This is a genomic window from Cloacibacterium caeni (genome assembly GCF_907163125.1).
GTDB lineage: Bacteria > Bacteroidota > Bacteroidia > Flavobacteriales > Weeksellaceae > Cloacibacterium > Cloacibacterium caeni_B.
On sequence record NZ_OU015319.1, the window covers coordinates 2,557,266 to 2,578,544 of the forward strand.

The 21,279-nt window shown below is 32.5% G+C and carries 23 protein-coding genes and 1 tRNA gene; 11 read left to right on the forward strand and 13 right to left on the reverse strand.

The window, feature by feature from the left end; translation table 11 throughout:
• Positions 1-104: 104 nt before the first annotated feature.
• Positions 105-362, reverse strand: coding sequence for a 50S ribosomal protein L27 (gene rpmA, locus KKQ79_RS11860; RefSeq protein WP_069800488.1), 258 nt, complete (start codon positions 360-362; stop codon positions 105-107).
• A gap of 29 nt (positions 363-391) precedes the next feature.
• Positions 392-820, reverse strand: coding sequence for a 50S ribosomal protein L21 (rplU, locus tag KKQ79_RS11865; protein WP_213190314.1), 429 nt, complete (start codon positions 818-820; stop codon positions 392-394).
• A 126-nt stretch (positions 821-946) separates the two neighbouring features.
• Here rplU and KKQ79_RS11870 point away from each other — a divergent pair, with 126 nt between their 5' ends.
• The 3 genes from KKQ79_RS11870 to KKQ79_RS11880 are packed head-to-tail and all read left to right on the forward strand — an operon-like array spanning position 947 to position 3,364.
• Positions 947-2,059: an acyltransferase family protein gene (locus tag KKQ79_RS11870; protein WP_213190315.1), complete on the forward strand. Its 1,113-nt coding sequence runs from the start codon at positions 947-949 to the stop codon at positions 2,057-2,059.
• Positions 2,060-2,063: 4 nt separating this feature from the next.
• Complete coding sequence (locus tag KKQ79_RS11875) at positions 2,064-2,783, forward strand: hypothetical protein (RefSeq protein WP_213190316.1); 720 nt, start codon at positions 2,064-2,066, stop codon at positions 2,781-2,783.
• Between the two features lie 2 nt (positions 2,784-2,785).
• Positions 2,786-3,364 carry a MiaE family protein gene (locus KKQ79_RS11880; RefSeq protein ID WP_069800481.1) on the forward strand — a complete coding sequence of 193 codons (579 nt, stop codon included), beginning with the start codon at positions 2,786-2,788 and terminating at the stop codon, positions 3,362-3,364.
• Between the two features lie 52 nt (positions 3,365-3,416).
• On the opposite strand, the gene KKQ79_RS11885 is transcribed toward KKQ79_RS11880, so the two are convergent.
• Positions 3,417-3,623, reverse strand: coding sequence for a hypothetical protein (locus KKQ79_RS11885; RefSeq protein WP_133159935.1), 207 nt, complete (start codon positions 3,621-3,623; stop codon positions 3,417-3,419).
• Positions 3,624-3,758: 135 nt separating this feature from the next.
• Here KKQ79_RS11885 and KKQ79_RS11890 point away from each other — a divergent pair, with 135 nt between their 5' ends.
• Together KKQ79_RS11890 and tnaA are read left to right on the forward strand one after the other, a co-directional pair.
• Positions 3,759-4,388 (forward strand): DUF502 domain-containing protein, encoded by a 630-nt coding sequence (locus tag KKQ79_RS11890; RefSeq protein WP_104793209.1) that lies wholly within the window; start codon positions 3,759-3,761, stop codon positions 4,386-4,388.
• A 92-nt stretch (positions 4,389-4,480) separates the two neighbouring features.
• On the forward strand, positions 4,481-5,857 hold the full coding sequence (gene tnaA, locus KKQ79_RS11895; RefSeq protein WP_213190317.1) for a tryptophanase TnaA: 1,377 nt from the start codon (positions 4,481-4,483) through the stop codon (positions 5,855-5,857).
• A gap of 45 nt (positions 5,858-5,902) precedes the next feature.
• On the opposite strand, the gene KKQ79_RS11900 is transcribed toward tnaA, so the two are convergent.
• Both KKQ79_RS11900 and KKQ79_RS11905 read right to left on the reverse strand, forming a co-directional pair.
• Positions 5,903-6,409 (reverse strand): DUF6646 family protein, encoded by a 507-nt coding sequence (locus KKQ79_RS11900; protein WP_213190318.1) that lies wholly within the window; start codon positions 6,407-6,409, stop codon positions 5,903-5,905.
• Positions 6,410-6,454: 45 nt separating this feature from the next.
• Complete coding sequence (locus tag KKQ79_RS11905; protein WP_213190319.1) at positions 6,455-6,829, reverse strand: hypothetical protein; 375 nt, start codon at positions 6,827-6,829, stop codon at positions 6,455-6,457.
• A gap of 39 nt (positions 6,830-6,868) precedes the next feature.
• On the opposite strand from KKQ79_RS11905, the gene KKQ79_RS11910 reads away from it, so the two are divergent.
• The 4 genes from KKQ79_RS11910 to uvrB all read left to right on the forward strand — a co-directional run bounded on the left by KKQ79_RS11910 (position 6,869) and on the right by uvrB (position 12,290).
• Positions 6,869-8,350, forward strand: coding sequence for a S41 family peptidase (locus tag KKQ79_RS11910; RefSeq protein WP_213190320.1), 1,482 nt, complete (start codon positions 6,869-6,871; stop codon positions 8,348-8,350).
• 125 nt (positions 8,351-8,475) lie between these two features.
• Entirely contained in the window at positions 8,476-8,850 is a 375-nt protein-coding gene (locus KKQ79_RS11915) for a BlaI/MecI/CopY family transcriptional regulator (RefSeq protein ID WP_213190321.1), read from the forward strand.
• Entirely contained in the window at positions 8,850-10,226 is a 1,377-nt protein-coding gene (locus KKQ79_RS11920; RefSeq protein WP_213190322.1) for a M56 family metallopeptidase, read from the forward strand. Before KKQ79_RS11915 ends, KKQ79_RS11920 begins: the two co-directional genes overlap by 1 nt.
• Before the next feature lie 72 nt (positions 10,227-10,298).
• Positions 10,299-12,290 carry an excinuclease ABC subunit UvrB gene (uvrB, locus tag KKQ79_RS11925; protein WP_213190323.1) on the forward strand — a complete coding sequence of 664 codons (1,992 nt, stop codon included), beginning with the start codon at positions 10,299-10,301 and terminating at the stop codon, positions 12,288-12,290.
• 122 nt (positions 12,291-12,412) lie between these two features.
• Here uvrB and KKQ79_RS11930 read toward each other — a convergent pair whose 3' ends face one another.
• From KKQ79_RS11930 to KKQ79_RS11945, 4 genes are all read right to left on the reverse strand, one after another.
• Positions 12,413-12,664: a DUF3820 family protein gene (locus KKQ79_RS11930; protein ID WP_069800511.1), complete on the reverse strand. Its 252-nt coding sequence runs from the start codon at positions 12,662-12,664 to the stop codon at positions 12,413-12,415.
• Between the two features lie 13 nt (positions 12,665-12,677).
• Positions 12,678-13,769 carry an AI-2E family transporter gene (locus KKQ79_RS11935; protein ID WP_213190324.1) on the reverse strand — a complete coding sequence of 364 codons (1,092 nt, stop codon included), beginning with the start codon at positions 13,767-13,769 and terminating at the stop codon, positions 12,678-12,680.
• Between the two features lie 77 nt (positions 13,770-13,846).
• On the reverse strand, positions 13,847-14,632 hold the full coding sequence (locus tag KKQ79_RS11940; RefSeq protein WP_213190325.1) for a DUF2189 domain-containing protein: 786 nt from the start codon (positions 14,630-14,632) through the stop codon (positions 13,847-13,849).
• A 58-nt stretch (positions 14,633-14,690) separates the two neighbouring features.
• On the reverse strand, positions 14,691-15,422 hold the full coding sequence (locus KKQ79_RS11945) for a YciC family protein (RefSeq protein ID WP_213190326.1): 732 nt from the start codon (positions 15,420-15,422) through the stop codon (positions 14,691-14,693).
• 116 nt (positions 15,423-15,538) lie between these two features.
• Between KKQ79_RS11945 and KKQ79_RS11950 the strand changes: the two genes are divergently transcribed.
• Together KKQ79_RS11950 and KKQ79_RS11955 are read left to right on the forward strand one after the other, a co-directional pair.
• Positions 15,539-16,516 (forward strand): aminodeoxychorismate synthase component I, encoded by a 978-nt coding sequence (locus tag KKQ79_RS11950; RefSeq protein ID WP_213190327.1) that lies wholly within the window; start codon positions 15,539-15,541, stop codon positions 16,514-16,516.
• Positions 16,500-17,126, forward strand: a complete 627-nt coding sequence (locus KKQ79_RS11955; protein ID WP_213190328.1) for an aminotransferase class IV — start codon at positions 16,500-16,502, stop codon at positions 17,124-17,126. Before KKQ79_RS11950 ends, KKQ79_RS11955 begins: the two co-directional genes overlap by 17 nt.
• A gap of 148 nt (positions 17,127-17,274) precedes the next feature.
• Here the strand turns inward: KKQ79_RS11955 and menD are convergent, their stop codons facing one another.
• From menD to KKQ79_RS11975, 4 genes are all read right to left on the reverse strand, one after another.
• Entirely contained in the window at positions 17,275-18,942 is a 1,668-nt protein-coding gene (gene menD, locus KKQ79_RS11960; RefSeq protein ID WP_213190329.1) for a 2-succinyl-5-enolpyruvyl-6-hydroxy-3-cyclohexene-1-carboxylic-acid synthase, read from the reverse strand.
• A gap of 257 nt (positions 18,943-19,199) precedes the next feature.
• A tRNA-Asn gene (locus KKQ79_RS11965) sits at positions 19,200-19,276 on the reverse strand.
• A gap of 77 nt (positions 19,277-19,353) precedes the next feature.
• The gene (gene rseP, locus KKQ79_RS11970; protein WP_213190330.1) at positions 19,354-20,697 is read right to left on the reverse strand and encodes an RIP metalloprotease RseP; all 1,344 of its coding nucleotides are present in this window, start codon (positions 20,695-20,697) and stop codon (positions 19,354-19,356) included.
• A gap of 118 nt (positions 20,698-20,815) precedes the next feature.
• Positions 20,816-21,247: a DUF6646 family protein gene (locus tag KKQ79_RS11975; protein ID WP_213190331.1), complete on the reverse strand. Its 432-nt coding sequence runs from the start codon at positions 21,245-21,247 to the stop codon at positions 20,816-20,818.
• Between the last annotated feature and the right edge of the window lie 32 nt (positions 21,248-21,279).

Consider the following 21,279-nt stretch of genomic DNA (forward strand, 5'->3'; position numbering starts at 1 on the left):
AGTTACAGATTTTCAAGGCAAAGACAAAGATTTTTTTTTGATGAATTAAAGCATAAAAAAACCTCAGCGAAAAGCTGAGGTTTTAAGATTTTATAACGCTTAAATTATGCGTTTGGTTCTACAGATACAAAAGATCTGTTGTTTGCTTTCTTAGTAAAAACTACTTTACCGTCTACTAATGCATGCAAAGTGTGGTCTTTACCCATTCCCACGTTTTCACCTGGGTGGTGTTGAGTACCTCTTTGTCTTACAATAATATTACCAGCAATAGCGCTTTGTCCACCGAAAATCTTCACACCTAATCTTTTAGAGTGAGATTCTCTACCGTTTTTGGAACTACCAACTCCTTTCTTGTGTGCCATTTTATTTTAAGGTTTTTTGGTTTTTAAAATTAATCTTCAGTGTCTTTTTTTGCAGTTTTTTTAGCAGCTGGTTTCTTAGCTGGTTTTTCTTCTGCTACTACTTCTTCAGTTGTTTCTTTTTTGGTAGCTTTTTTAGCTTTTGGAGCATCTGCACCACCAATTGATACAATTTGAATTTGAGTTAATTGTTGTCTGTGACCATTTTTCACTTTGTAACCTTTTCTTCTTTTCTTTTTGAAAACGATTACTTTATCTGCTTGTACATGGTCTAGGATTTCTGCTTGAACAGAAACACCCTCTACAGCTGGGGCACCTACAGTGATTGCTCCGTCAATAGTAAGAAGAACTTTTTCAAAAGAAACTTTGTCTCCTTTTTCTCCTTTTAGACGGTTTACAAACAACTTTTGGTTTTGCTCAACTTTGTATTGAAGCCCTGCTATCTCTACGATTGCTAACATTGTTTATAATTTTTTTAGTTAATTCAGGGTGCAAAAGTAAGAAATATTTTTGAGTTATCCACAATAATGCTAAAATTTTTTATTTGAACTGAAAATCTGTACTTTTGAAATTACTTAATAAACTTTATGAAACGAGACCTCTACATTGATTTTGCCAAAGGCTTGGCTACTCTTTCTATTATTTTTATTCATACCGCTTTTTGGAGCGGTCAACTTTATCTTCCTTCGGAAGTGAGAACGCTTAGTTTACTCATAGATGTTCCTGTGTTTTTTGCTTTAAGTGGTTTAACTTCTGGGAATAATGTAGAGAAAACTTTGTACAGATTGCTGAAACTTCAAGTGACGTATATGATTTTCGTGACGTTCTTGTTTTTCTTGGATGGATTTATGAAACTCGGAATTTTCAATATTTTTGGAGCAGAAGTAATGCAATCTTACTTCACGGTTTTCGGAACTAAATATGGTGTGCCAAATTTAGATTCAGCATTTAATTGGGATATGCTCGGCAATTGGTGGCTTCACAGTTATAGCAATTGTGATAGTTTTCCTGTAGTGATGGGAAGTTTTTGGTATCTTAAAGTCTATTACATCGTAACTGTTTTTGGAGTTTTAGCCTTGAAATTTTTCCCAAAACACATCAAGTGGTTAATTGGTATTTGTTTAGCGCTCACGATTTATTTCAATATTGATAATGATGTGATGAAAAACTTTGCGCCGTATTATCCAAGCGGACAAGTTGGTTACGTAGCATTTTATCTTGCCATTTTCTTAATTGCTACTCAATTGAAAGGAAGAAGAATTAAAAATGTTTTTGTTCCAGTGTTGTATGGATTGGTAGCTTTGAGTTTGGTTTTGGTTTTCTGGTATTTTGGAAACGAAGTTTTCTATAAATTTAATAAGCAGAAATTCCCGCCAAAAATTCCTTACATCGTTTGGAGTTTACTTTCTTTGGTGACCATTTTTGTATTGTATAACCGATTGAAAATCACCAAAGACAATTTTATTAACTACATTGGTAAAAACGCCATTTTCTATTATTTTGCACAAGGAATGAGCTCTTCAGTAGTGTATTTTTTAATTCCGCCTCTTAAAGATAGCATAAATATTTGGGTTTTGATGGTGATTGTATATGTTTTGAATGTGATTTTAGCTATTCTTTTCGCAGAAGTTTTGAAGAAAGTAGACGATTACGGCTGGAAAGTTTTAGAATTTCTAAGAAAGAAAACTGCCGAGAATTAAATTTATGAAAAAATATTTTGTCTTTTTTTTGTTCCCTTTATTATTAAAGTCTCAAGAAGCAGTTTTTGAGTTTAAAGAAATATTAGCAAATAAACAAGAAACTTATAATAAATTAAAATTTGTAAAAAACAAATATTTTTATGAAGATGAAAATTATAAAGTAAGAGAAACCTGTAGTGGAGAATGGGGAGGAACCATATATTTTAAAGATATAAAGACAAATTTAGAAACCGCAGCTTCTGCTACATGTGTTATTAATATTAATAAAATTGATAAAAAGTATTATGTAACAAGTGCCTTGCTTCATAGAATAGCTCATACAAAAATTATTGAGATTGAGAAACCTAAAAATTTAGAGGTTTTTAAACTTCCAAAACCTGTAGGATTTAATAAAGGGAGAAAGATTTATTCAGTAGAACAGGTAGAATCTCAATCAGAAAAAGGAACTAAAAAGATTTTGGATAGCTCAAAAGTTTTGACCTTAGCTTCTTTTGTTTTTAATAAAAGACTCTATCATATTTATACTGATACTTTAAATGTTTATCTTGCTAAAATCGAAAATCACAAGTTTGTAAATATTTTAAAAATCTATAACAAAGGAATTTTTGAATTCAAGCAAAATAAAACAAAGGACGGCCATTTAATTCTATATTTTAAAAGAGAAGATGAGGAAGGTTATTTTGATATTCAAGAAAATAAAATAATTTTGACAAAATTTAATTAACAATGTTCAAATTAAAATTACCTACAGATCCACGTTGGGCAAATATAGCAGAAGGAAATTTAGAAGAAATCCTTACAGATCACGCTTGGTGCGAACAAAAAGCTGCCACTAATGCGATTGGTTTAATCACCATGATTCCTGAACATACAGAAATTGTGACCGAACTTTTGGCAATAGCTCAAGAAGAAATGGACCATTTCAATCAAGTTCACGAAATCATCAAAAAAAGAGGTTATATTTTAGGAAGAACCAGAAAAGACGATTATGTAAATCAACTTTTTAAATTCATTATTCAAGGAAGTAGAGAAGATTTAATTATAGACAAAATGCTTTTCGCAGCGATGATTGAAGCGAGAAGTTGTGAGCGTTTTAAAGTTTTGACAGAAAACATAAAAGACGAAGAACTGAAAGAATTCTACAAAGAACTCATGATTTCTGAAGCCAATCATTACACTACTTTCATCGGTTTCGCAAGACAATTAGGCGATCCAGAAAAAGTAAACAAACGCTGGGAAGAATGGTTAGAATATGAAGGAGAAATCATAAAATCTTACGGAAATAAAGAAACCATTCATGGTTAAAAATAAAAAAGCTCATCAATTTTTGATGAGCTTTTTGGTAAAATTAAAGGGATTAATCTTTGTTGCCACTTCTTGATACAATCGCAATAATTGCAATAAGAGCTACTGCTCCTATTACCCAATAAAGCGGATTAGTATACCATTCTTCTGTGGTGGTAGTAGTAGAAGTGGTTACTTCTACTGCTTTTTCTTGTGCAAATGCTAAAAAGCTTACCAATAATGCAAATAAACTTGCACTCATTTTCTGTAAATTTTTCATAGGTCTTGTGATTTAATAGTTGTTAATATTTTGGTGTGGTAAAAGTAGAATGAAACATTAAAATTTAGTTTACATTTTTTATCAGAAAGTTTATGAAATTATTATCTTTACTGCGATATTTTTAAGAAAGTGAGAATTAAAAAGCCAAAACCCGAAGACTACTTAAATCTTTTCGTGAAATCTTTCTTGAAAGGATTGATTATCATTGGTCCTATTGCGGCGACTTTGTATCTCATTTTTTTGGTTTTTGATACCATTGATAACATCATTCCGTTTGAAAAATTCTTTCCTTTCCTCAATAGAACTGGAGTTGGTTTTTTGTCTTTGATTCTATTTATTTCTGGAGTAGGTTATTTCTTTAACAAGTTTGTTTTTGGGAAAGTCGTTTTCGAAAGTTTAGACCATTTTTTAGAGAAAACACCCGGAGTAAAACATATTTACACACCTACTAAAGATGTAATGTCTTCATTTGTAGGGGATAAAAAGAAATTTAACACGCCAGTTTGGGTAAAAACCAATGAAAATCCAGAAATCTGGAGAATAGGATTTTTGACTCAAAAAGAAATGGGAGAAGTTGAAAAACACAATTTCGTGGCGGTGTATTTGCCTCATTCTTACGCTATTTCTGGTTGGGTAATTGTCACCGAAGAAAAAAATATAAAACCTGTAGTGGGAATGAACGCTGCCGAAGCTATGAAATTTGCAGTTTCTGGTGGAGTAGCAGGTTTCCACAGTGATAAAAACGTCTTCAAGGCACCGGAATGAGATTTAGGTAAAGACAAAGGTTTAGAAATTTAAAATTTTGTCAAAAAATGGTAGTGTAATTCACTCAACCTCAACCTTAATCTTAATCTAAAATGAAACTTCCTTACGCAGAACCCTTCCGCATAAAAATGGTGGAAGAAATTTCGCAATCTACACGCGAACAAAGAGAAATTTGGCTTCAAGAAGCGCACTATAACTTATTTAATTTAAAATCCTCTCAGGTTTTTATCGATTTGCTTACCGATTCAGGAACGGGAGCAATGAGTGATAAGCAATGGGGAGAACTCATGACAGGAGATGAATCTTATGCAGGTTCTCGCTCCTTCGAAAAACTCCAAAAACAAGTCGAAAAATTAACGGGATTTCAGTTTCTTTTACCCGTTCATCAAGGTAGAGCAGCAGAAAATGTGCTTTTTTCTACGATGATTAAAGAAAATGACATCATTCCCGGAAATTCTCATTTTGACACGACTAAGGGACATATAGAATTTAGAAAAGCTCATGCCGTAGATTGTACGATTGATGAAGCTTTTGATATAGAAAATCTTCATCCTTTCAAAGGGAATTTAGATATTCAGAAATTAGAAAAAGTTTATCAATCTTATCCAAAAGAGCAAATTCCGTTTTGTTTGATTACCATTACTTGTAATACTTCTGGCGGACAACCCGTTTCTTTGGAAAATATAAAAGCGGTTAAAAACCTTTCGGACCAATACGGAATTCCGGTGATTTTTGATGCTGCGAGATTTGCCGAAAATGCTTATTTCATTAAGCAAAGAGAAGAAAATTATAAAAATTGGAGCATCAAAGAAATCTGTAGAGAAATGTTTTCTTACGGAATTGGGATGACCATGAGTTCTAAAAAAGATGGTTTGGTAAATATTGGTGGTTTTATCGCTTTAAATGACGAAGAAATTTTCAGAAAAGCGTCTAATTTTACCATTATTTATGAAGGTTTTATCACTTACGGAGGAATGGCTGGAAGAGATATGGCTGCACTTGCGCAAGGTTTAGACGAAGCCACCGAATTTCCTTACTTAGAAAGCAGAATTTCTCAAGTAGAACTTTTGGGAAATCTCTTGATAGAATACGGAATTCCTGTTCAGAAACCAATTGGCGGTCACGCTGTTTTCTTAGATGCGCTTAAGTTCCTTCCGAACGTAAAAAGAGAAGAGTTTCCTGCACAAACATTGGCTTTAGAAATCTATAAAGAGGCAGGGATTAGAGGCGTAGAAATTGGAGCCATTTTGGCAGATAGAGATCCAGAAACCAGAGAAAATCGTTATCCGAAACTAGAATTGGTGAGATTGGCTTTGCCAAGAAGAACGTATACGGATAATCATATTCGCTATATTGCAGCAGCGCTTAAAAATGTTTTTGACCGAAGAGATGAAATTACAAGAGGTTACAAAATCACTTGGGAATCAGAGATTTTAAGACATTTTACAGTAAAGTTAGAGCAAGCATAAAAAATGCCGAGAATTTTCTCGGCATTTTATTTTTTATAAAGTTTTTTAGTTGTCAATATCAAAAGATACTCCAATATTTACTGCAAATTGATTGTTTAAATTATCAAAAGCAATTTCAGATTTTTTGTATTTCGCGATTGGGAATTGCATTTCTGTATAAAGTCCAAAACCTTTATCGAAGAAATATCTTGCTCCAAGATGTCCACCGAAATTTTTAAGTCCAAGGTTTAATCCAGGATATACATCTACATTTGAAGGAAGTTTCAAAACGCTTCCAAGGTTGGCATTTAATCTTACTTTTAAGTCAAATCTATCTCCGAATTTTGGAATTTCTCCACCAATTTCTTTTACGCCAAGAAGATATCCAGCTTGTGCGCCAATTGAGAAACTCTCGCCTAAACCATAATCTACAGAAGAAACAATACCTGTTCCTCCATCTTGTAAATTAGCACCTAAATTTACTTTTACATCACCTGCTCCTTTATAAGCAACAGTTTGAGCGCTTGCAAAACCTACGGCAAATATCATTGCGCTTGCAAAAATTTTTTTCATAATTTATATTTTTATAACGTTATAAAACGGGCGCAAAGATAAAATTTATTTTAATTTGAAATCTACAGCCCTGAAAACATCTGCCGTATCTGTAACAAAATAAATGCCATTTTCTTTCTCTACCAACTTCGGTTTGAACCCGAAAATTGCAGTAGATTGAGCTATTACATTGACTTTAAATTTTTTATCGGTTTTATTTTCTGGAGTAATTTCTTGTAAAATATTATTGAGCACTACAGATTTTGGTGCAATAGAATCATGACTTAGTTCAAATTCTACCCAATATCCTTTTTGGTCAGCATTAGAATAAGAAGAATAAGTGGCATTTTTCACCTTTGGCAAAACGTTTGATTGACAAGAAGTTACTGCAATTGAAACAAAGATTGCTCCCAAAAATGATTTTATTATACTAATTTTCATAAATTTATCGTTAAGTTTATTACAAATCTATTCAAAAAAATGAAACTTAAATATCTATTTAACGCACTATTTTTAACATTAGTATTTATCTCTTGTTCTAGAGATGACAATAATGATTCTGGTTCTACCACGAAGCCTGATGAAATCAATAATTTTGTTTGGAAGGCCATGAATTCTTGGTATTATTGGCAACCGAATGTTCCTAATTTAGCAGATTCTTTTGATGATAATCCAACCACGTACGCTAATTTTTTAAATGGAAAAACCCCAGACAAGCTTTTCTATTCTTTGCTTTATCAAAGAGGTACCATTGATAGATTTTCATGGATTGAAAACAATAATGAAGTAGTATATTCTTCTAAAATTGCCGAAGTTGAAAAAAGTGGAGGTTTTGATATAGGAATTTATCCGAAAGACAATACCAATACTACCGCAGTTGCTCTTGTAAATTATGTGGTTCCTAATTCTCCTGCAGCTTTAGCTGGTTTAAAACGTGGTGATGTAATTACTAAGGTAAATGGTTCTGCTTTGACGCTTAATAATTCTGACTTATTGTATAACAATCAAGTAACTGTTACTCTGGCTGCAACGGTACAATTAACGAGTGCAGGACTTATTACCACAGATAAAACTTCTTCTATTTCGATTACTCAAGCAGATATAGACGAAAACCCAATCGCTTATTATGAGAAAAAAGTATATGGAACTAAAAATATTGGATATTTGGTATTTAATGCTTTCAAAGCAGATTATAATGATGAGTTAAATGCTGCTTTTGCTCAAATGAAAGCAGATGGAATCAATGAATTGGTTCTAGATTTAAGATATAACGGAGGTGGTTCTCTGGAAACGGCAGTTGCTTTAGCAGGAATGATTAACGGCAATTATAGCGGAAGTCCGTATGTTTTTTTAGATTTTAATAATAAACATAATAGTGAAGACGGCTTTGATTATTTGAGCAATCAAATGAATACTTACAGTTTAGTGAATAACAGACCCGAAAAATCTGGAACACAAACCATTAATAGTCTTAATCTGACTAAAGTTTATGTTTTGGTAAATTTCCAAACTGCTTCTGCAAGTGAACTTACGGTTCAGTGTCTTAAAAAATATGTAAATGTGGTAACGATTGGTTATGATACAGTAGGGAAATTTGTAGGTTCTATTACTTTGTATGATTCTCCAGCTCAAGATTATACTTCTTATGCAAACAGAAATACGAAGCATAACTGGCAATTACAACCGATTACTTTTTCTTATTACAACAAAGACAAAGAGGTGAATCCAGAATTTATCGCTCCGAATTATGAAGTAAATCCTTATTCTATTTTCAATAATTTAACTGCTTTTGGTGATGTTAGAGACCCGTTTTTGAAAAAGGCTTTAGAACTCATTACAGGTCAGTCTTTCAGAATGGGTAATGCTTCTACCAGTAGTTTTGAAAATAATAATCTACAAAAATTCAATCCTACGAATGCTGCAAATGGACTTTATATTCAAGATTTTCAGAATTTTAGATAGAACTTTTGAGTAAAAAATAATTTGATCATACAGAATCGCTAAAATTTTTAGTGATTTTTTTGTGAAAAGTTTGTGTGTTTGAAAATTTATTCTACATTTATAGAGTAAATTTTATTTTTGTAGAAATGAATAAGCTAACCGAAGCCGAAAAAGAATTAATGGAAATACTTTGGGACAAAGAAAAAGCTTTTATGAAAGATATTATAGAAGCCTTCCCAGAACCAAAACCTGCGACAACTACCATTGCAACTTTGCTAAAAAGGATGCAAAATAAAAATTTGGTAGATTATAAAACTTTTGGCAACTCTAGAGAATATTTTCCTTTGGTAGAAAAAGGAAATTATTTTGCCAAAGAAATGCAAGGCATGATTGGTAAATTTTTCAATAATTCTGTAACGCAATTTGCGTCGTTCTTTACAGCTAATTCTAAATTAAGCGAAAAAGAACTGATTGAAATAAAGAAAATTATAGAAGCAGAAATTCAGAAAAAGAAAGACTAATGGAAACTTATATTTATAAAATGATTGCACTTTCTGCAATTTTCATTTTACTGTATTTTGTTTTTTTAGAAAAAGAAAAGAACCATCGTTTTAAAAGATTTTATCTTTTAAGTAGTGCGTTGTTTTCTGTTTTTATACCCTTAATATCAATTACTTACGGAAGTATTGAAGTGGTAGAAAGTATTAGTCAAAATAATGCCGAACTCATGATTTTGCCAGAAACTAAATTGGTAGAGCCATCAATTTTTACTAAAGAAAATCTTCTTTGGGCAATTTACATTTTGGGATTTTCAATTCTGTTTCTAAAATTTTCTTGGGGAATTTTTAAACTAATAAAAGAAATTAAATTTTCAGAAAAAATAAAACAAGACCATTATCAATTCATTTTAAAACAAAATAAATTTACACCTTACAGTTTTTGGAACGCTATTTTTCTTAATAAAAGTGAATTTTTAGAAGGAAAAATCGACTATAAAATTATTCTTCACGAGAAAGCTCATGTGAATCAAAAACACAGCATTGATGTGATTTTTATAGAAATTATGCTTTGCGCCTTTTGGTTCAATCCTGCATTCTATTTTTATAGAAAAGCAATTGTTACCAATCATGAATTTCTGGCAGATGAAGCGGTTTTAAGCCAAAATAAAGATATAATTAGTTACCAAAAACTCATACTAGACGAACTTATTTCGGAGAAAATATTATTTACACATCCATTTAATTTACACAACACTAAAAAAAGAATCGTTATGATGACCAATAAATTAACTAAAATAGCCAAAATGAAGTCTTACTTGACTTTACCAATATCAGCATTATTATTTTTTGCTTTTGTTGAAAAAGTGCCTGCTAAAATTGAAAATACAGTAAACAATTCTCTTCAAAAAATTGTTAAAAAAGGAGAGGCGCAATTTTCAGAAACTCAAGTTTCAAATATTGAAAAAAGCGCATTTAAAAATGAAATGATCTCAATTAAAAAAGATACCATTAAACCTAAAAAGCAAAAGGTAGAAAAAGTTAAGGAAGAAAATACAGAAATGATTCCACCTCCACCTCCTGTAAAAGAAATTTCTTCTCAAACAGAACCAGAATTTCCTGGAGGACTTGCAGCATTAAGAAATAAATTAGCTGAAAATTTTGATGTGAGTAAAATGAAAAATTCTAAAGGAACATTAAAAGGTGTTCTTATTATAATTGTTTCTGAAGATGGGAAAAGTTATAATGCTAATTATCAATTTGATGATGAAAATTTCAAAATAGCAGCTAAAGATGCTCTAGAAAAAACCTTAAAAGGAGTCGAGTGGAAGCCAGGTACGCTAAATGGAAAGCCAGTCGCATCTCAATTTAAAATGCCAATAACCATGAATTTTAATTAAATCATTAAAGAGCAGAAATTTCTGTTCTTTTTTTCTTTCTATTCTTGTTATCTTTGCTCTTTATTCACGCCCATGAATTTTAAACTCCATTCAGAATTTGCGCCAACTGGTGATCAACCTAGCGCCATAGAAAAACTCTCCGAAGGTTTACAAAACGGAGAGAAATATCAGACTTTGCTGGGTGTTACTGGTTCTGGCAAGACTTTTACCATTGCAAATGTGGTAGAAAAAGTTCAAAAACCGACTTTAGTTTTAGCACATAATAAAACTTTGGCGGCTCAACTTTTTATGGAATTCAAAGAGTTTTTTCCAGATAATGCGGTAGAATATTTCGTTTCTTACTACGATTATTATCAGCCAGAAGCTTACATTGCTTCGTCTGGAACTTATATTGAGAAAGACTTGTCTATCAATGAAGAAGTAGAAAAATTAAGACTTTCGGCTACGGCAAGTTTACTTTCAGGAAGAAGAGACGTTTTAATCGTTGCTTCAGTTTCATGTATTTACGGTATCGGAAATCCTACAGAGTTTAATAAATCTTTGATTGAGCTAGAAGTTAATTCTAAAATTTCTAGAACGGCGTTTCTTCATAAGTTGGTAAATGCATTGTATTCTAGGAGTGTAAACGAATTTGCGAGAGGTACATTTCGAGTAAAAGGAGATGTAATAGATGTTTATCCAGCTTATGCTGATAACGGAATTAGAGTGCAATTTTTCGGAGATGAAATCGAAAAAATTCAAAGTTTTGATGTCATTTCAGGAAACGTAACTTCTAGTTTTGACCGAATTAATATTTATCCTGCCAATTTATTTGTTACTTCCAAAGAAACTTTAAACGGAGCGATTAGAGAGATTCAGGACGACATGGTAAAACAAGTCGACTTTTTTAATTCTATTGATAAACCAATTGAAGCCAAGCGTTTACAAGAACGTACTGAATTGGATTTGGAAATGATAAAAGAACTCGGTTATTGCTCTGGAATTGAGAATTATTCTCGTTATATGGACGGAAGAATGCCTGGTTCTAGACCTTTCTGTTTACTCGATTATTTTCCAAAAGATTATTTGATGGTCATTGATGAATCTCACGTAACCATTCCGCAAGTTCATGCAATGTATGGTGGAGATAGAAGCAGAAAAGAAGCTTTGGTAGAATACGGATTCAGACTTCCTGCTGCGATGGATAACAGACCGCTTAAATTTCCAGAGTTTGAAGAAATGCAGAATCAAGTGATTTACGTTTCGGCGACTCCTGCTGATTATGAATTGGAAAAATCTGGTGGAATTTACACCGAACAAATTATAAGACCAACTGGACTTCTTGACCCAATTATCGAAGTAAGACCTACCATGAATCAAATTGATGATTTAATTGAAGAAATTCAAAAAAGGGTAGAAGAAGACGAACGTGTTTTGGTGACGACTTTAACCAAGAAAATGGCAGAAGAATTGACCAAATATTTTACCAGATTTGGCATTAGAACTCGTTATATTCACTCAGATGTAGAAACTTTGGAGCGTATCCAAATTATGCAGGATTTGAGAACGGGATTATTTGATGTTTTGGTAGGCGTAAATCTTTTGAGAGAAGGTTTAGATTTACCAGAAGTTTCATTGGTTGCGATTCTCGATGCAGATAAAGAAGGAATGTTGCGTTCTCGTCGTTCTTTGGTTCAAACCATTGGTAGAGCTGCGAGAAACGTGAACGGAAAAGCAATTATGTACGCCGATAAAATCACCAATTCTATGCAAAAAGCGATTGATGAAACCAATTATCGCCGTGAAAAACAAACGCAGTACAATTTAGAACACAATAAAGTTCCGACTCCGCTCAATAAGAAAATTTCTGAAAATTTAGTGGGAAGAAGCAAAGATTTCCCAGATTCTCAATACACGCAGAAAGAAATTATTCGTCAAGTTGCAGAAGAACGCGAAACTTACGGAAGCGTAGATGTAGAAAAACTCATCGCCGAAAAACAAAAAGCAATGGAAGAAGCTGCGAAAAATCTAGATTTTATTACCGCTGCAAAATTGAGAGATGAGATTGTAGCATTGAAAGGGTAAAAAATGTAACTCGTGAAATTGAATAGTTGTAAAATCGTAAAGTTGTTTTTAAAATATTAAAAATTTTAATAAGCAATAATTCAAAGTTTTACAAATCCACAACTTTACGAATTTGCAGAAAATTAAAACTTATAAACCCTCTTCTTCGGTTTTTCATAATTCACTTCGCCACGAATTGGAGTCAGTAAATCCATTAAACCATTGATTTTTATTTCATAAATCGTAGAAAGCTGCATGCCGAGTTTTCCTTTTGGCATTCCTTGTCGGTGAAACCATTCTAAGTAAGAAATGGGCAAATCTGCTAAAACGATTCCAGCATGTTTTCCGAAAGGCATTTTTACCTCGCAGATTTCTTTTAGTATTTCGGGGTTAATTCCTTGCATTTTTTTAAATATCAATGTCAATTTTTGGTTGAAGTGGAGTTTCACTTTCGGGAAGAACAATGTCGTTCGGAGAATCTTCTGTTTCTTCAGAAAATTCGTCTCCATAAATTTGCATCAGCAAAATAGTGATAGAAACTAAAATCGGCCCAAATATTAAACCAAAAAAACCGAAAATCTTTAGCCCTAGAATAATTCCAAAAACGGTATTTAATGGATGGATGTTTTCTAATTTTTTTAAAAAAGTAAATCTGAAAACATTGTCTACCAATCCCACTACTAAAAATCCATAAGCCAGAATGCCGAGTCCACCAAAAGTGTCACCACTTGCAAGCATAAATAAACCAACTGGCACATAAATAATAGCAGCTCCCACAATCGGAATCATACTGCCAATGAAAGTAAGGATAAATAATAATAAAGGACTTGGAGCGCCAAAAATAAAATAACTAATTAAGGAAACTAATGCTTGAACAAGTGCTACAACTGGAATTCCTACTGCATTGGCAATTACCATTCTTGTGAATTTTTCGCCAATTTTTTGGTCATTAGCTTTCTTTAACGGAGAAATTGAAGTAAGAATTCTTTCGAATAATCTTCCTTTAGTAAGCATAAAGTACAAGATGAAAAACATTCCTACAATTATACTAATCATGTTAACCGTAGTATTCAGAATAGCAGTGGAAGCTTGCGTAACAAATCCTGTGATTTTTTCTAAGTTTCCGTTACTTAAAATTTCAAACCCTGTTTTGGCACGAATATAAGTTTCTATTTTTTCAAAAAATTGAGTAATATTCTCTGTATAAGCTTTTGCATCACTTATTTTATTCACTAAAACTTCAATGGTGAAATACGTGGGAATCACAATGATGACCAGACAAATTAAGATAATGACCAATGCAGCAACCCAAGGTTTCCAACCTTTTTCTTCTACGAGTTTAAAATTCCAACTTCTAGAAATAATGTACAACGTGATGGCTCCCAATAAGGAAGGCAAAAAATCACTAAGATTGTATAATATTATCGCTGAAAGAATGATAATAACCGCCAACATAAAAACTTGACGGATTTTGTTATTGCTGATTTGGTCTGGGTGCATTTGTTTTGTTTTAATGCGAATTTAATAAAAAAAGCAACAGTAAAATCTGTTGCTTTCTGTAAATTGTTTATAAAATTTTAAGATTTTACTTTGTAAGGTGCTCCGCAAATCGCCGAATAGATAGAATATCTTGCGGTAAAGAAAAACGGAAAGGTAAATAGAACTCCAACTAAGCAAAATAAAACTCCTGCAGAAGAGATAATTCCTGCTAAAAGCCACAATACTAATACGGTGATAAAATTAGCATGAACCAGAGAAAATGATTTTCTAATACCTTCAATTGCTGAGGTATTTTCAAAAAATACAATCGGTAATCCTATAAAAAAAGCAAAAGAAAGATACATGCCAATCAGCATATTGATTTCTAAGCCAGCTTGAATAAGCGCTGTAGTAATGAATCCGTAAATAATGATTTGTGCGGTATTTTGTCTGAAACCAATGAATAAATCACCAAATTCTACCTCTTTTTTAGCACTGAACTGATAAGAAATGTAAATAATTCCTACCACTAATGGAGCCAATAACGCCGAAGTAATACTTTTAGAAATCACTTCAGAAATCATTACGGCAGTAGTTCTGGCCGCTTCTAAACTGTTTTGTAATTCTGTAATAGCATTAAGGTCATACTTTTTGTCTTCTACAAAATCATTCATGACTCTCATGACTTCATTTTGATAATCTCCACCGCCTGGAATCAAGAAAGACAACAGACCATTAAAAATAAAATACGCTAAAAGGTAAATGACTACAAAGACTAATGCATATAAAAAAGTTCCCGTAAAATTTTCGAATGCATGAGAAAGAATACTTCCTATTTCCTTTTTGGGTGTAATAGGTTGGTTTACTTCGGTAAAATTTTCCATAATTTTTTCAATTGAGTTCTAGCAAAATTAGTTATTTTTCTCAAGGTTTCGTTACATTTTATACAAATTTAATGCTGAAGAATCTTTTGAATAAAGTATAAATAATAGCATTCCAGAAAGGATAAGTGAATAAAAATCCTACGAAAAATAAGATAAATCCGCTATAACTGAATAAAAATGCGATGATAGCACATGGTAAAACAATTTTCCAATTTGCCCAAGCTACTTTTGCGCTGATATTGATGGCTTCTAGCATTCTCATAGGCGTGAAATAGAGTAACGGACCTACAAAAACAGTAAGAAACACCCATAAAATACCTGGAATGAAAAAGAATGACATTCCAAAACTAAAAATAACATTCCAGAAAATTGCATAACCCCAAAGTTTAAAGAAATTACTTCCTTTATAACCATCTAAAACTTCTGATATGCTAGGTTTTTTGCCTTCATCAATTAAAGTATAAACTCTGAAAAGACCAATGAATAAAGGAAAAAGTGATGCTTTTAATAATGATAAAATAATCTGGAAGTAACTTCCGTTTTCCGTAGCGAGAAGTTCTCTTATTTTTAAATTAAATTTTATAGGATCTTGTAAAAGCTCTGGCGTGAAAATATATAATTTATCTCCAAAATAATACTGCACCAACTGAAATCCTGAAATAAAAATAATTCCAAAATATAAAACAGTCACCACAAACTGAAATGAAAGCGTAGCTTTCCAATATTTAAAAGACTGATTAATCACCTCGTCTAAAGTGATTTTTGCCTTTGGTAAATTTTCTTGATTCATGCTGCAAAAGTAATGTTTTTTGATGTAAAGTCTAGCAATCATAAAATCGTAAAACGAGAAACCGTTTAAATTTTAAAAATTCTGAAATCTCAAGTTCTAATTTGTAAATTTGCGCGATGTTAAAAATCAACGAACAGAAATTTTCAGAAATGGACGAGCTTTCTCTGCAGAAAGTTCCTTTCTTTTTTGTGATTGATTTTTTAATGGAAAATGTGCTTATTTTTAGTCAAGAAGATTTAGAAGCGCAAAAAATATTGGTTGATTTTCCAAATTTTAAAAATGTTCAACCATTTACTTTTGAAACGAAAGAAGTAACTTTGAAATCTTTCCCTCAATCCGAACAAGACTACCAAAAAGGTTTCGAAATTGTGCAAAATCATTTGAAATTGGGAGATTCTTATTTAATCAATTACACTTGCGAAACGCCCATAGAAACTAATCTTTCTTTAGAAGAAATTTTCTACAGATCTGTAGCAAAATATAAAGTTTTACTCCCAGAGAATTTTACTTTTTTTTCACCAGAAACTTTTGTGGAAATTAAAAATCAAGAGATTTTTACGCATCCTATGAAAGGAACTATCGAAGCATCTGTTCCAAATGCCATAGATGAACTAAAAAACTCAGTGAAAGAAAAAGCAGAGCATTACACGGTAGTAGATTTGCTCAGAAATGACTTGAGTATGGTAGCAGATTGGGTGCAGTTAGATGAATTCCAAAGAATAGATTTCTTAAAAACCAGAAACAAAAATCTCTATGCGATGAGTTCTGAAATTTCGGGAAAAGTAAAACCAGAATTTCAAAATAAAATAGGAAGTTTGATGAAAACTTTGCTTCCTGCGGGAAGTATTTTGGGCGCTCCAAAACCCAAAACTTTAGAAATTATCTTAGAAGCGGAAACTTATGAAAGAGGCTTTTATACAGGAGTTTGCGGTTATTTTGATGGAGAAAATTTAGATTCTTGTGTGATGATTCGGTTTATTCAACAAAATGGAGAAAATTTAACATTCAGAAGTGGCGGTGGAATTACACATTTGAGTAAATTAGCAGATGAATACCAAGAAATGAAAAACAAAATTTATGTCCCGATTCATTGAAAGCATTAAAATAGAAGACCAAAAAGCCTTTTTGCTAGACTTACATCAAAAACGAGTGAACCAAACTTTTGCACATTTTGGCAAAGAAGGTTCTATAGATTTGGCCAAAATTTTTAAAAATTTAGAACATGATGAAGATGGTTTGTACAAACTTCGCATCGTTTATGATTTAGATAAAAAATTCACCACACAACTCATTCCTTATGCGATTCCCGAAATAGAGAATTTTCAGTTGGTGGAAAATAATTCTTACGATTATTCTTTCAAATTTGAAGATAGAAAGGAATTTGAACGCATGAAAACCAAAGCCAAAACAGAAGAAATCATTGTAGTGAAAAACAATCACATTACGGATACTTCTTATACCAATATTCTATTCTTGAAAGGTAAAGAATGGTTTACGCCGACTACTTATCTGTTAAACGGTGTGATGCGCCAACATTTGCTTCACGAAAAGAAAATAAAGGAAACCGAAATTACGCTTCAAAATATTAAGGAATTTTCTCACTTTCAGTTGATTAACGCCATGAATGATTTCGATGATATGTTTATTTATCCTATTGAGAGAATTGTAAATTTACCAGAAAGTTCTGATTATTTGGGAGTTTAGTTTCTAGAAAATAATAAGCATAAACTTTGTCATTGACTTTGTCGAATTTTCAATTTCCGAAGTCAATGACAAACTGAGCGTAAAATTTTAAATTTTCACAAAATCTGCTCAATCAGCAAAATCAGCGAGAAATTCTTTTGAAAAATATCTACTTCAAAAATTTAAAATATTCTTTCAAAACTTCTGCGTTTTGAATATCGGCTGTGTTGATTTCTAAAATTTTGGGTTTAGCTTCTGGCTTGAAGAAATTATCTAAAACTCTTAACAGCGTATCTTCGTCTTCCACTTTAAAATATCCAAAACCGAAATGTTTGGCTAGATTTTCGCAGTTTTTCTGATGTTTGGTCGCGATAAATTCGTCTATTGCATTAGAAGTGGTAGGTCCAGGAATAATTCTAAAAATATTTCCTTCACCGTTATTCATCACGATAATTCTAGTGTACGGCGGAATGTAATTGTTCCAAAGTCCATTAATGTCATAGAAAAATCCAAGTTCGCCAGAAATCAAAATTGTAGGATTTTCGTTCATCATCGCAAAACCCATCGCAGTAGAAGTAGAGCCGTCTATTCCGCTAGTTCCACGGTTGCAATAAATGTTGTGATTTTGTGAATATGGGAACAATTCTGCATAGCGAATCGCCGAAGAATTAGAAATATGAATGTTGTAATTGCTCGGAATTTTTTGTTCTAAAATCTGGAAAATTTTAAAATCCGAAAAATCTATTGTCTTGCAATATTCATTGTGTTTTGCATCTTTTTTATCACGAAGAACATCCCAAAGATTAAAATAAGCTGATGGTTCTAATTTGGCAAATTTCAACAATTGACTGAAGAAAATCTCAGGTTTTGTTTTGATTTCTTGAGTTAAAGCAAAATACGTATTCGGTTGCCAAAATTCATCAATATGCCAGTGATTTTGAGGTTTTGCTTTCCTCAAAAATTCTTTCACTTTTTTAGAAACCACATTTTGCCCAATCGTAATCAGTAAATCTGGAGCGTAGGTTCTAAAATCTTCTTCGGTGAAATTAAAAACATATCGGTCAATATGATTGAAAAACTTGTCGTGATAGAGGTTAGAATTCGCTTCTGTAAGCACTACCACCGAATGATTTTTCACGAATTGCGACAATAAACTTTGGAGTTCGGGATTTTTGTCGAGCGTTCCTGCTAAAATCAAAATTCTTTTAGCCACATTAAATTCAGAAACTAGGGTAGAAGAAATCTCGAAATCTCTTTTCTGAATGGTTTTCTCAATGCTAGGAAAAACTGGCAATTCTGTAGCGTATTGGTATAAAGGTTCTGTAAGCGGAATATTGATATGAACCGGTCCTTGTCTCTCGAAACACAATTCTATCGCGGTTTTTACGATTTTTAAGTTCTCTTCTTCTGCATTTTCTTTATCGTCTTCCAAAAGCTGAAAATCTCCGTAAGAATGCTGTTGAAACAAATCTTTTTGACGAATGGTTTGTCCGTCAAATAAATCTACAAAATCTGTAGGTCTGTCTGCGGTAAGTACCAAAAGTGGAACGTTTTGATAAAACGCTTCTACTACAGCTGGATAATAATTGGTGGCAGCAGAACCAGAGGTGCAAGAAATCGCTACTGGTTGTTTAAGCGATTTTGCCATTCCCATCGCTACAAAAGCAGCGCTTCTTTCATCTATGATGCTGAAACATTCAAAAGAATCTAGCTCCGAAAAATGGATAGCAAGTGGAGCATTTCTGCTTCCTGGCGAAATCACCATTTTGTCTATTCCATATTGCTGAAGAACGTGTCCTAAAATCTGAATACTGCGTTTTGATGAGAATTGTTTCATAAATACAAAGGTATGAGATTTTTTGGAGTTTTTTAAATTTCAGAATAAGTTCGGGAGATGATATTTGATATATCTCATTTTAATTTCATCAAATTCTAGAAAGGACTATGATTTTTAAAAACTATTTTGAGTTTACCGAAAAGTATGCCTTTTTTAACCAAAAAGACCACTTACTTGAGAAATTAGAGTGGAATAACTTTTATAAAATATTGAAAATGAAATATAAACAAAAAACCACCACATTGCTGTGATGGTTTTGGCGCCTTTTGCTGGGCTCGAACCAGCGACCCTCTGATTAACAGTCAGATGCTCTAACCGACTGAGCTAAAAAGGCTACTCTTGTTGTTTTGAGTGGTGCAAATATAATACGTTTTTTCTATTTGCGCAAAATATTTTTTGAAAAAATTTACATTATTTTAAAAATGGTGAAATGATAAATTTGTAAATATCTGATCCAAAGATTAATAGCATTAATCCCATTAAAAAGATTACTCCAATCATTTGTGCATTTTCTAAAACTTTTTGAGGAACTGGTTTGCCTGTGATGAGTTCCCAAGTCGTAAATAAGGCGTGACCACCGTCTAATCCTGGAATTGGAAGTATGTTTAAAAATGCTAACCAAGCAGAAAACATAGCTGTAAAACTCCAAAAAGCAACCCAATCGATTTCTTTAGGCATCATTTTCACAATTGCAATTGGTCCGCCAACATTTTTGTAACCTTTGATTTTTTTGTTGAACATTAATTTAAACTGTTTAATCTGCATGGTAAGAGATTCTACAGTTCTCTCAAAACCTCTGCCAATTGCTGGTAAAAAGCTGTATTCTTGATTGGTTACTGTATTGTTGAAAGCAGCTTCAGCTTGTTTAAAATCTGGTCTGAAACCGATTTTTCCGTCTTTATCAGTATTTAAATTAAATGTCTTAACCTCATTATTTCTAAGAATATCTATAGTAATCGGTTGGTTTTTCTTTCCAGCTAATCCATCAGAAAATTCATCAAAAAATCTAATCGTTTTACCATTAAGAGCTACAATTTTATCTCCTTTTTGTAATCCAGCTTGTTTTGCAGGGCCTTCTATTAAAGAATCCACTACTGGTGCAAATCTGTTTTGTATATAAAGTTTTGCAGTTTTTGAACCTAAAATATGAGCAATTCCGTCTTCTTTTGGTGCGAAAGAAACTTCTTTACCGTTTCTAAGTACCGTGATTTCATTCGCAAGAAGCATATTAATCATGGAATTTTCCATTCTTACGGCAGGTTTCCCATCTATTTTTAAAATTTTGTCGCCGTTCATCAATCCCATTTTTGCACCTTCTTCAGAAACTGCAATTCCATTCTCAAATTTTGCTAAATCATGGTATTTTTCGCCTACAGATAAATTCAATCCAGTGTAAATAGCCCAAGCTAAAATAAGATTCACGAAAATACCACCTAACATGATGATAAGTCTTTGCCAAGCTGGTTTGCTTCTGAATTCCCAAGGTTGAGCAGGTTGTTTCAGTTGTTCTGTATCCATACTTTCGTCTACCATTCCTGCGATTTTTACGTAACCGCCAAATGGTAACCAACCGATTCCGTATTCGGTTTCACCAATTTTTTTCTTCGCTAATGAAAACCATGGGTCAAAGAATAAGTAGAATTTATCTACTCTGCATTTAAACCATTTTGCGGGTAAAAAATGCCCTAATTCGTGTAGAATAACGAGAATTGAAATACTTAATATAAACTGAAATATCTGCGTTGCTAATTCCATTAAATTTTAATTTTTTTAAAGTTATGCAAATGTAATAATTCTCTCTCACTAAAACTGTACCAAATAAAAAAAGACGCCAAAAAGCGTCTTTTTCCATTAAATATTGTTGAATTTTTTATTAGAAGTTAAATGATAAACCTATGCTACCATTGTTACCAGCTTCTATAAATGCACCTACATTATTGTTGAAGAAATATCTTACACCTAAGTGCGCACCTATTCCAAACGTATTTCCTAATATACCTACGTCTAAACCAGGATATAAATCCCATTTACTTGGCATATTAAGAGCATCTTGAAGGTGGAAATTTACTCTACCAAAAACGAAAGCTTTGTGGTCGTCTTCATAACCGTCAAAGTAAAAATTAGCTCCTGCTCCTAGAGAAATAACATCGGAAACTCCATAGTCATAAGTTCCTGTAATCCCAGTTCCGTTTCCGTAACCGTTAAAACCTACTTGTAATTTTTGGTCGCCTTTACCTTGCCATGCTTGTGCTAATGCTAATTGTCCTGCGAACAACATAGTGCATGCTAATACTAATTTTTTCATAAGAATATTTATTTTTAAGTTTTATTTGAATT